Annotated in this window: 7 protein-coding genes, 1 tRNA gene and 1 pseudogene; 7 read left to right on the forward strand and 2 right to left on the reverse strand. The window is 58.3% G+C overall.

The window, feature by feature from the left end:
- Window positions 1–166 precede the first annotated feature (166 nt).
- Window positions 167–260: transfer RNA gene (locus V6C16_RS04580), tRNA-Sec, on the reverse strand.
- Window positions 261–514: 254 nt separating this feature from the next.
- Between V6C16_RS04580 and ftsH the strand changes: the two genes are divergently transcribed.
- Together ftsH and folP are read left to right on the forward strand one after the other, a co-directional pair.
- Complete coding sequence (gene ftsH / locus V6C16_RS04585) at window positions 515–2,548, forward strand: ATP-dependent zinc metalloprotease FtsH (protein WP_333536065.1); 2,034 nt, start codon at window positions 515–517, stop codon at window positions 2,546–2,548.
- The gene (gene folP, locus V6C16_RS04590; RefSeq protein ID WP_333542819.1) at window positions 2,548–3,450 is read left to right on the forward strand and encodes a dihydropteroate synthase; all 903 of its coding nucleotides are present in this window, start codon (window positions 2,548–2,550) and stop codon (window positions 3,448–3,450) included. The genes ftsH and folP overlap by 1 nt, the downstream gene beginning before the upstream one ends.
- A 250-nt stretch (window positions 3,451–3,700) precedes the next feature.
- On the opposite strand, the gene V6C16_RS04595 is transcribed toward folP, so the two are convergent.
- Window positions 3,701–3,937 carry a hypothetical protein gene (locus V6C16_RS04595; RefSeq protein WP_333536046.1) on the reverse strand — a complete coding sequence of 79 codons (237 nt, stop codon included), beginning with the start codon at window positions 3,935–3,937 and terminating at the stop codon, window positions 3,701–3,703.
- Between the two features lie 290 nt (window positions 3,938–4,227).
- Between V6C16_RS04595 and cdaA the strand changes: the two genes are divergently transcribed.
- The 5 genes and pseudogenes from cdaA to V6C16_RS04620 all read left to right on the forward strand — a co-directional run.
- Complete coding sequence (gene cdaA / locus V6C16_RS04600) at window positions 4,228–4,968, forward strand: diadenylate cyclase CdaA (RefSeq protein WP_333536047.1); 741 nt, start codon at window positions 4,228–4,230, stop codon at window positions 4,966–4,968.
- Window positions 4,955–5,887 carry a CdaR family protein gene (locus tag V6C16_RS04605; RefSeq protein WP_333536045.1) on the forward strand — a complete coding sequence of 311 codons (933 nt, stop codon included), beginning with the start codon at window positions 4,955–4,957 and terminating at the stop codon, window positions 5,885–5,887. Before cdaA ends, V6C16_RS04605 begins: the two co-directional genes overlap by 14 nt.
- Before the next feature lie 59 nt (window positions 5,888–5,946).
- Window positions 5,947–7,299, forward strand: a complete 1,353-nt coding sequence (gene glmM / locus V6C16_RS04610; protein WP_333536043.1) for a phosphoglucosamine mutase — start codon at window positions 5,947–5,949, stop codon at window positions 7,297–7,299.
- A 65-nt stretch (window positions 7,300–7,364) separates the two neighbouring features.
- Window positions 7,365–8,237 (forward strand): UTP--glucose-1-phosphate uridylyltransferase GalU, encoded by an 873-nt coding sequence (gene galU, locus V6C16_RS04615; RefSeq protein WP_333536042.1) that lies wholly within the window; start codon window positions 7,365–7,367, stop codon window positions 8,235–8,237.
- A gap of 778 nt (window positions 8,238–9,015) precedes the next feature.
- Window positions 9,016–9,420, forward strand: a pseudogene (locus tag V6C16_RS04620) (replication restart helicase PriA); the annotation flags it as partial.

Genomic DNA, 9,420 nt, shown 5'->3' on the forward strand with positions numbered 1-9,420 from the left:
TAATCGACAAAGACGCCAGGCAGCACTTGGCTATCTCTCACCAGCGGCGTTTGTCAGAAGCAGGATGATGGAACCAAAACTGCCGATTGCCGCTTAATATGGCGTACGAAATTGACGACCTATCTCAGTATGAAGTCGTCTTGGATAACGATTATATGGAGTAAACTGGCGGAGACGTATAGGGGTCGAACCTACCGCAGACCGTAAAGCCTGCCACCGGTTTTGAAGACCGGGCGCCACACCGGTGACGAAACGTCTCCGCGCAAGCCTTCGTATGCTATGTGAAAAAAACGATTGCCGCAAGGGTCTGGTTTGTCAGCGGCAAAATACTTTTTTGCCCATTGCCAATCCGGCGTCAGGCATTATATGTGAAAAACGGTTTCAGCGGCAGGCCCCTGCGGGCCTTAGCCATTTGACATGGAGCATGCACAGGTAGTATTTCTCTGCTTGCGTGGGCCTATGTCCAGGTCCTGGCCGTGTGCCGGAGCGCACGGAAAACGTAACGGAGGCAATGTTGAACCAGATGAGTCGCAACCTGATGCTGTGGGCCATTATCGTCCTGGCGATGGTTATGCTTTTTAATATGTTCCAGCAGCCACAGGGCGTGATGCAAAGAGTGCCCTATTCTGACTTCCTGAGTCAGGTGGACGGCGGTCAGATTCTGTCTGTAACCATGCAGGGACACACGCTTACAGGTAAAACATCAGACGGCAAAACCGTGCAGACCTATGCTCCGCAGGATCTGGGTCTGGTCAACCGCCTTATCGAAAAAAAGGTGGAGGTAAAAGCGGAACCGCCGGAAGAGCAGCCCTGGTACATGACGCTGCTGGTTTCGTGGTTTCCCATGCTTCTGCTTGTGGGCGTATGGATATTTTTCATGCGTCAGATGCAGGGTGGCGGCGGAAAGGCCATGAATTTCGGCCGTTCGCGTGCGCGAATGCTCAATCAGGACAGCGCCCGCGTCACCTTTGCCGACGTGGCCGGGGTGGACGAAGCCAAGGACGAACTCGCCGAAGTGGTGGAGTTTTTGTCCAATCCCAAAAAATTTACCCGTCTTGGCGGGCGCATTCCCAAGGGTGTGTTGCTGGTCGGGCCTCCCGGCACAGGCAAGACGCTTCTGGCGCGCGCCGTGGCCGGCGAAGCCGGGGTGCCGTTCTTTTCCATTTCCGGCTCGGACTTTGTGGAAATGTTTGTGGGCGTGGGCGCCTCGCGTGTGCGCGACCTTTTTGTGCAGGGCAAAAAAAATGCGCCTTGCCTTATTTTTATTGACGAAATTGACGCTGTTGGCCGTCAGCGCGGCGCCGGACTCGGCGGCGGGCATGACGAACGCGAACAGACCCTGAACCAGATGCTGGTGGAGATGGACGGTTTTGAAAGCAATGAGGGGGTTATCCTTATTGCCGCCACCAACCGTCCTGATGTGCTGGACCCGGCCCTGCTGCGTCCCGGCCGTTTTGACCGCCAGGTGGTGGTTCCCACCCCCGACCTTCGTGGCCGCCGTCGCATCCTTGAGGTGCATACCAAGCGTACCCCGCTTTCCGGCGATGTGGATCTGGATGTGCTGGCCCGCGGCACCCCCGGCTTTTCCGGTGCGGATCTGGAAAACCTGGTCAACGAGGCCGCCCTTCAGGCTGCCAAGCTGAATCAGGACAGGCTGGACATGCACGACTTTGAATACGCCAAGGATAAAGTTCTTATGGGACGCGAGCGCCGCAGCCTCATTCTTTCTGATGAGGAAAAGCGCATCACGGCCTATCACGAAGGCGGCCATGCCCTGGCGGCGCGTCTTTTGCCCGGTTCTGACCCGGTACACAAGGTCACCATCATTCCGCGTGGGCGCGCTCTCGGCGTGACCATGCAACTGCCTGAAGAAGACCGTCACGGCTACTCGCGCTCTTATCTGCGCAATACTCTGGTGGTCCTGCTTGGCGGGCGTGTGGCCGAAGAGATTATTTTTGACGACATCACCACAGGAGCCTCTAACGACATTGAGCGCGTCACCCGCATGGCCCGCAAGATGGTGTGCGAGTGGGGCATGAGCGAAGCCGTGGGTACGCTGGCTATCGGCGAAACCGGCGAAGAAGTCTTTATCGGCCGGGAGTGGGTGCAGAACAAGAACTTCAGCGAAGACACCGCCCGTCTGGTGGACTCGGAAGTCAAGCGCATTGTGGACGAAGCCCACGAGCGCTGCCGCATCTTGCTGAAGGAAAATGAAGAAACCCTGCACCGCATTGCCCGCGCCCTGCTGGATCGCGAGACCATCACCGGTGAAGAGCTTGAGCTGCTGATGGAAGACAAGGAACTGCCGCCGCTGGACAGCAACGGCAAGCCCATCAAGTATTCCGAGGCTCCCAGCCGTCCCGGCAAGGGCGGCGGAAGTGCCAAAAGCGAGGCGGCCGTTGCCGCCGAACCTGCCGAATTCACTCTTGAGCCGGATACCGGCGATGGAGACACCCCGGCGGCGCAGGCCCCGGCCGAGGAAAAAAGCGCTGAAAGTGACGAAGCAGCCGTTAAAAACGGTGAAGACGACAACAAGCGAAATCAGTAATGAAAAATTCGTTCCCGGTAGCGCCCGTTACGGGCGCAGCCTGGCATGTCATGGGGGGGCGGGCGTTGAAGACGCCCTCCCCCTTTGGCGTTATGGGCATCGTCAATCTGACTCCAGATTCTTTTTATGATGGCGGCGCGCACCATCTGGCTCCAGCCGGTTTGCGGCACGCCCTGACCTTGCTGGAAGAAGGCGCGGACATCCTTGACCTGGGGGCCGAGTCGTCCCGGCCTGGAGCCGCAGAGCTTTCGCCCGACGAAGAGATCCGCCGCCTTATTCCCGTGCTTATGGGACTGCGCCGCAAGGTCCCCTGGGCGGTGATTTCCGTCGATACCTACCATGCTGCCACTGCCGCCGCCGTTCTGGAGCAGGGCGCGGCCATAATTAACGATATTTCGGCGTGCGCGTTTGATCCGGCCCTGCTGGACGTGCTTGTGCAGTACCGGCCGGGCTATGTGCTCATGCACAGTCAGGGGCGGCCGGAGACCATGCAGCACAATCCGCAATACACGGACGTGCGGCGCGAAGTACGGGAATTTTTTGAGCGCAACCTCGCTCGGCTGGTGCGGGCGGGAGTTCCCGAAGACCGCATCATTCTTGATCCTGGCATCGGTTTCGGCAAAACGCTGGCCCATAATCTGGAACTGCTGGCGCACCCCGAAGACTGGTTGGATATGGGACGTCCGGTGCTCATGGCCCTTTCAATGAAGTCTGTTTTCGGCGGCCTGCTTTCATTGCCGCCGGGCGAGCGTGGCGCGGCCACCGTGGCGGCAACGGCTCTGCTGCGGGCTCGGGGCGTTTTCTGGCACAGGGTGCATCAGGTGGCTGCTGCCCGCCAAGGGCTGGCGGTTGCCACGGCTTTCAATCCCGGCCCCTTGCCGGGCGGGCCGTCTGTGGAGTAAAATGTAAAAAGGGCGCGCCGGTGCATGTCCTTTTTTCATGCGGTTGAGGCCACTGCACAGGCATAGTGACTTTGAACCATAATTCTAGAGCAGATTAACTTTGAAATGCTTCACATTTCAAAGTTTTCATTCAGCCGAAAAATGCGATTTTCGGCTGAATCCACGCCACATTGTGGCGCGCTGCACTTTCGTACAGCGTTAGAGCATTTACACTTTTTCAAAGTTAAAATGCTCTAACGGGTTATGGTTCTCACCGTGGGAGCAACAGCACAAATGCATGGCGCTGCTGTCGTTTCAACAAGCCTTTGGGGCAATGGCCGGCATTGATGGTTTTTGTGGCGTGGTTCTGTCCGCACCGCCGCCGGAGCCATCCCAGGGTAAAATTTCCGGCCAGACTGTCGACGGCGGGCAGACGGCTGTTCAGAACTGTTCCGGCTGGTGCGGCCAGAGGTCCTTTGCGTTGCGGCGGCAGAAGCGTGGGCGGCATGCCGGACAGGCCGCCTGCATGCCCCCAGGGTCTGTGCAGCGCAAAAAAATTATAAGAGCCACTTTGAAATTCGCGCAGCCCCGCTCTTGACGAATCCGCCGGTCGGGCGGATAAGGCCATGTAGCGAGCAAGGATTCGCCGGAAACGCCATGCCGTCTGCTGCTGACGACCGTCAGCGGGAACCGGTAAAAATGTTTTTCAATGCCGGCGCGCGGCAAACAGCAGACTCCGGCGACAGCATCTGCCTGCGGCGGCGCATACCGGCGGTTTTTCATATCTTCGGCAAGGACATTACGGTGCTTGACAATATACCTATCGAATGGCGCGACATTCTGGACATCGGCGTGGTCAGCGTGCTTCTGTACCAGCTCATCCAGATGGTGCGCGGCTCACGCGCTCTGGCCGTACTGACCGGCCTGGGGCTCCTGACACTATTGTATTTTTTCGCCAGAGGCGTGGGCCTGTACACGCTGAGCTGGCTTTTGCAGCATATCTTCAGCTCCATCTTCATCCTTATTGTGGTCATTTTTCAGTCCGATATCCGGCAGGCCCTTGGTGAAATGGGGACACACCGGCTGTTTCGCAAAAAGCAGCTCATGCAGGACGGCGTTGAGGAAGTGGTCATGGCCTGCGTGGAAATGGCCCGCCTGCGCGTGGGCGCCCTGATTGTGGTGGAGCGCAGCATGCGGCTCGGCGACATGATAAAGCGTGAGGGCGTGCGGGTTGACGCGCAGCTTTCGCGCCAGTTGCTCATGAATATTTTTTATCCCAAAGCGCCCCTGCACGACGGGGCTGTGGTCATCAGCCGAGGGCGGCTCATGGCCGCGGCCTGTATACTCCCTCTGGCTGTGGCCAAGGGGCAGAACTTCGGCACACGTCACCGCGCTGCCCTTGGAGTGACCATGGAAAGCGATGCGGTGGTTATTGTCGTGTCTGAAGAGCGGGGTGAAATTTCAGTAGCCATGAAGGGCGAGCTTATGCGCGCCCTGGATGCCGGCCGCCTGCGGGAGGTGCTTAATGAAATCCTCTGATATTCCCCGGCGCGCGCCGCATCTGGCTTCCTTGCTGGTGGCCGTGCTTGCCGCCGTGAGCATGTGGTATGTGGTCAGTGTGCGCGAACGCCTTGAAGCCCAACTGGAAGTTACCCTTGATTACTACGGCATACCCTCAAATCTTGTGATCACCGACGGCCTGATCAACAAGGCGGTGGTGCGCTTGCGCGGGCCGGAAACCCTTCTGCGTTCGGTTACCCAGAGCAAGCTTATTCAGGCGGTCAATCTTTCTCATATTAAAAAGGGTGTTACTATGGTTCCCCTTACGGCCGAACATCTTGGGCCGGGGTTCCGCGCCTTTGAGCTTATTGACGTGCAGCCGCCGCGCATTGTCATCACGGCCGACACCCTTGTGGAGCGGGCGGTTCCCGTGCGGTTTACCGTGGATTCGCCCCTGCGCAACGGAGCGCTGACTGTGGAAAATGCCAGGGTAGACCCTGCCACGGTGACCCTGCGCGGGCCGGAAAGCGTGGTGGAGGCGATATCGCACGTGCCGGTTGTTCTCATGGCCGACCCCACGGCAGCGGGCAGCACGGTGCATCAGGTCATAACCCTGGATACGCCGAGCCTTGTGACCGCGATTCCGCCCACCGTCAAGGTGCAGTACAGCATTACCAGCGGGCGCACCACGGTGAGCCAGCGCTGCAAGATCGATATTTCGGCTGAAAACCGCCGTCTCTACAAGGTGGAGCCGGAAGAGCTGACCGTCACTGTGGAAGTGCCCGACGCACTGGCCAAGAACTCCCGTTACCTTGGGCAGTTGGAGGCCACCGTCAGCCCGCCCGACCTTGATGAAGGCGAAAGCCGTCAGGTAGAGGTGCGCTTTCGCCTGCCCGAGGGCATGACGCTCTTGAACCCCGGCACAGAAGAAGTTACGGTAAGCCGTAAGAAAAAATAGCTCGTGCTCCCGGCAGGTTGCGGGAGGCGGAGGGCGTTTTTGCCCTTGAAGGAGATGGCATGGCCGATCGTCTTTTCGGCACGGATGGTTTGCGTGGTACGGTGAATACACACCCCATGACGGTGGATGTGGCCCTGCGTTTGGGGCTGGCCGCCGGGGTGCGTTTCCGCCGGGGCCAGCATCAGCATAAAGTGGTTATCGGCAAGGACACGCGCCTGTCGGGCTACATGTTTGAGTCTGCCCTAACGGCGGGGCTGTGTGCTGCGGGCATGCACGTCATCATGACAGGCCCGCTGCCCACGCCGGCCATATCCTTTCTGACGCGCAGCATGCGCGCGGATTTGGGCGTGGTTATTTCGGCCTCGCACAATCCCTTTCAGGACAACGGCATAAAGTTTTTCGATGCCGATGGATACAAGCTGCCCGATATGGCCGAAGACGAGATCGCGGCCATGGTGCTGGATGCCGATTTTTCCTGGCCGTATCCGGGGGCGCGCGGCGTGGGCCGCGCCACAAAGATTGAAGACGCGGGCGGGCGCTACATTGTTTACACCAAAAGCTGTTTTCCTGCCCACCTGACCCTTTCTGGTCTGCGCATTGTGGTGGACTGCGCCAACGGGGCCAGCTACAAGGTGGCCCCTCTCGCTCTGGAAGAGCTTGGGGCCGAGGTGTTCCGCATCGGAACCAGCCCCGACGGAACCAATATCAACGAGCACTGCGGCTCGCTGCATCCCGATGTGGTCGCGGCCAAGGTGCGCGAGGTGCGGGCTGATATCGGTCTGGCCCTGGACGGTGACGCGGATCGTCTGATTGTGGTGGACGAACACGGGGTGATTCTGGACGGTGACCAGATCATGGCCCTGTGCGCCCAGGCCATGATGGCCCGTGGCGAATTGCCCGGCAACCTGCTGGTGGCTACGGCCATGAGCAATATGGCCCTGGAACTCTTCATGAGCGAGCATGGCGGTCAGCTTTTGCGCACCAAGGTGGGCGACCGGTATGTTATGGAAGCCATGCGCCGTGAAGGAGCCATGCTGGGCGGCGAACAGTCGGGCCACCTTATTTTCCACCGCTACAGCACCACGGGTGACGGCCTGTTGGCCGCATTGCAGATATTGCGCATCATGCGGGAAAAAGAACGCCCGCTCTCCGAACTGGCCGGGCTGCTGAAGCCCTTTCCGCAAAAGCTCATCAACGTGCGGGTGGAAAAGCGCCTGCCCTTTGAGGAGCGCCCCGCCATTGGCGAAGCCGTGGCCCAGGTGGAAAAAGATCTGGCCGGGCGCGGGCGTGTGCTTTTGCGCTATTCCGGTACTGAGGCCCTGTGCCGCGTCATGGTGGAAGGCGAGCATGAAGACAGGGTTCGGGCCTACGCCGAAGACCTGGCACAGGTGGTTGAGCGCGAACTGCGTTAACGTCCTTGCGGACATCCGTTTTTTGAACGAGAATACAGACAAGCAAAGCAACAGTGGAGGCAAGCATGAAGGATATTCGCAAGGTTATTATTCCCGTGGCCGGCTGGGGTACGCGTTCATTGCCCGCGACCAAGAATATTCCCAAGGAAATGCTGCCCATCTATAACAAGCCGGTCATCCAGTATGTGGTGGAAGAGGCCCAGAAGGCCAATATCCAGGATGTCATTTTTGTAACCAACCGCGACAAAAGCGTCATTGAAGACCACTTTGACTATAACCTGCAGCTGGAGGCGGTGCTTGAGCGCGCCGGAAAGCTCGACAAGCTGGAAGAAGTGCGCAAGGTGGCGGAAATGGTCAATATCATGTCCGTGCGCCAGAAAAAGCAGCTTGGCCTGGGGCATGCCGTGCTGTGCGCGCGCGAGCTTGTGCGGGATGACCCTTTTGCCGTCATGGTGGGCGATGACCTGATGTTTGGCGGCGTTCCCGGCATTGCGCAGCTTATTGACGTGGCAATGGCTGAAAAAATGCCTGTCATCGGTGTGATGGATGTGCCGTGGGAAAAGGTGGACCGCTACGGCATCATTGAGGGCGATGAAGTTGCCCCCGGAGTGTTCAGGGTCAAGAGCATGGTGGAAAAGCCCGCCCGCGAAAAAGCCCCCTCGCGCATGGCTATTGTGGGCCGCTATGTGCTCACGCCGGATATTTTTGATTATCTTGAAAAGGTGACCCCCGGCCACGGCGGCGAAATTCAGCTGACCGACGCGCTTCAGGCCATGGCCCAGGACAGGGGCATGATGGCGGTGCGCATGTCGGGCATGCGCTTTGATGCCGGAGACTGGGCGGAATTTTTGACGGCCAATATTTACTTTGCCCTTCAGGATGAAGAGCTGCGTTATGATCTGCTGAATCTGCTCAAGAATTTTGTGCAGTTCCATTAGACAGTGTCGTCACGAGCGCCTTTCCCGGTATCTCTGCGTCGAACTTCGCCTTTTATTCCGGTCGAGTACCATAAGAGTACACTCCCTGCATAAAAGGCTCGTTCTCCTTGATATACCAAGCAAATTCATCTCGTGACGACACTGTCTAGAGCAGATTAACTTTGAGAATGTACATTCTCAAAGTTTAAGACACGCATCGCTTCGATGCTTAACCGCGCAAATAAATAGCTCTGCTGTCTTCGCGGCAGTCGTTGGCGAGCCTGCGAGCCTTACGAATGGCGACAGCGATTGTATGGAAACAGGCCGATCGTTACACATGCTGTCTGCAAGCATAGTTTCCTGCGTTACAACTCCTGAAGCATCCGTAACTTCCTTTGTCGTAACGGCTGAAGCTGCGCTCACGCCTCCGTAGCGGGCGTCTGCTCCCGCAGCCGCCAGAGCAATTTCAAGATGAAATTGCTCCGGAGCCGTTTACGAATGAAATGAATTACCTGCTCTGCAGGGATTTTCCTGAAAATCCTTGCCACGAAATGCGAACAGGCAGGCTTTTACCTGCCGTAGGCGAGCATTTCAAAAGTTAAATACTCTAATGGCCCGTTTCAGACTACGTGCGTATCAGGCGCGGTTGGCCTGAAACGGGCCATTAGAGCAAATTGACTTTGAGAATATCTGCTCTCATGGTTTATCTGCTCCCAAATCAAGCGGCTCCGGCCTTCGGCAGCCGGGGCGCGCCGCCAGAGGCTTGCTTTCCCTGCCGTATTGGTTAACTCTGCCCCACATGTATGCCAGCATTGCTCTTCTGAGTCCTCCTTATGCCACCTTGAGCTACGCCTTGCCGCCTGAATTCCCACAGGATTTCTGGCAGCCCGGTCTGCGTGTGGCCGTACCGCTGGGCAGGGGAGACAAGGCCGCTCTGCGCGCCGGCATTCTGCTTGAGACCAGCACCCACATTGATCTGCCCAAGGGAGTGGCCTGCAAAAGCGTTTGCTGGCCGCTGGAAGAAAAGGCCGTTCTCACGCCCGAACTTCTGGCCCTGGCACAGGACCTTGCGCTGCGTCAGGCCCTCAGTCCCGGACATATTCTGGGGCATGTACTGCCGCAGGGCCTGCGGCTTACCCGCGTGCGCCTGCGCCTGCTCCACGAAAAAGGGGCAGCATCGTGGCCTTTGGCCCGCATTCGCGGG

Origin of the sequence: Desulfovibrio sp. 1188_IL3213, assembly GCF_036763145.1 — a bacterium.
In the GTDB taxonomy this organism is placed as follows: Bacteria; Desulfobacterota; Desulfovibrionia; order Desulfovibrionales; family Desulfovibrionaceae; genus Desulfovibrio.